Here is a 1,693-nt window from a genome sequence, read left to right on the forward strand (position 1 = left end):
TGCGACGAGGCTGTGTCCGCGCTCGACGTGTCCATCCAGGCGCAGATCATCGAGTTGCTGATCGGGCTTCAGAAGGATTTCGGCCTGTCCATGCTGTTCATCTCCCACGACCTGTCGGTTGTGCGCGAGGTGTCTCACCGGGTCATGGTCCTGTATCTGGGCCGCATTGTGGAGCTGGCGGATCGCGAGGCGATCTATACCGACGCCCGCCATCCCTACACCCAGGCCCTGATCAGCGCGGTGCCGATCCCGGATCCCGAGATCGAGAAAAATCGCGAACGTCTGGAGCTGACCGGCGACCTTCCCAGCCCGCTCGACAGCCGCGCCCAGCTGCGCTTCATGAAGTCCAAGCTGATTGATGATCCGGATGCTGAGCAATACCGCCCGCAGCTGATCGAAGTGGCGCCAGGCCATTGGGTCGCCGAGCACGATCCGATCAAATAAGGCGCAGCGAGGGATAAATCCCAGCTTTAAACGGGAATTCATTTGCCTGTGATCGCGCTGTCCTTATTTTCGCCCTAATTGGCACATGCCCGAAATTGAGGTTCCTGATCATGGTTAAGCTCCACCCACGCGGTCTCGCCTGGTGTCTGATCCCAATCGCTGCTGCAGCATTGTGGGCTTGCTCTGATCGCGGAGCGCTCGAGGGCGGGGAAGACCAGGCGAAGCTTACCGCCGCTTTTGAAGCGGCGAGCTTTCCGCATGAAGCCAGCGACATCGCAGCGCATCCCGATGTGCGCTATGGCGTGCTGGAGAACGGGCTTCGCTACGCGATTCTGGAAAACGACACCCCGACCGGCACGGCGGCCCTGCGCATGGTGTTTGATGTGGGGTCGCTGGCTGAAGAGGATGATCAGCGCGGTCTGGCGCACTTCATCGAGCACATGGCGTTCAACGGCACCACTCACGTGCCTGAAGGCGAGATGGTGCCGCTGCTGGAGCGTTACGGGCTGGCGTTTGGTCCGGACACCAACGCCTTCACCGGGCGCGAAGTGGTGGGCTATCAGCTGGATCTGCCCAGCAATTCCGAAGACATGTTGAATGTGGGCTTGTTCCTGTTGCGTGAAACCGCTTCGGAAATGGTCTTCGACAGCGAGGCGATTGATCGCGAGCGCGGCGTTATCCTGGGCGAAGAGCGCTTCCGCAACACGCCGATCCGGCGCTTCTTCAACGCGTATTACACCTTCCTGTATCCTGACACGATCATCACCGAGCGTGACGCCATCGGCACGGTGGAGGTGATCGAGACCGCGCCGGCGGAACGACTGGAAGCATATTATCGGGACTATTACACGCCTGAGCGCGGCATGCTGGTCGTCGTCGGCGATGTGGACGCGGACCTGGTGGAAGAGAAAATCCGCAACGGTTTCGCCATCAGCCTGGACGGGCTGGACGTGGACTCCGTTGAGAGTTTCGCCGCTTGGGAGCAACCGCAACCGGCGGCGCCCGATCCCGACATCGGCACGGTCGAAGACCCGCAAGAGCCCGCCTTCGGCTTTTTCTATGATCCGGACGTGTTCACCCTGATCACGGTGGATGTGGTCGAGCCCGGCCCGGCTGCTTACGACACCAAGGCCGAGCGGTTTGAGGATTTGTTGCGTCGTCTGGGCGGCGCCATCGTGCAACGCCGCCTGCAACGCGAAATCAATCGCGGCGCCTCGCCTCTGGTTCAGGCCAGCCTGTCTTATGGCAA

At 61.1% G+C, this 1,693-nt stretch carries 2 protein-coding genes; both read left to right on the top strand.

Annotated elements, in window-relative coordinates:
* Window positions 1-444: oligopeptide/dipeptide ABC transporter ATP-binding protein (locus B3M53_RS00005; protein ID WP_349678811.1), on the top strand; the 444-nt coding region annotated here is incomplete at its 5' end.
* Window positions 445-554: 110 nt separating this feature from the next.
* A partial coding sequence (locus B3M53_RS00010; protein ID WP_286799420.1) for a M16 family metallopeptidase occupies window positions 555-1,693 on the top strand: 1,139 nt, incomplete at its 3' end.

Origin of the sequence: Oceanicaulis sp. UBA2681 (assembly GCF_002354675.1) — a bacterium.
GTDB lineage: Bacteria > Pseudomonadota > Alphaproteobacteria > Caulobacterales > Maricaulaceae > Oceanicaulis > Oceanicaulis alexandrii.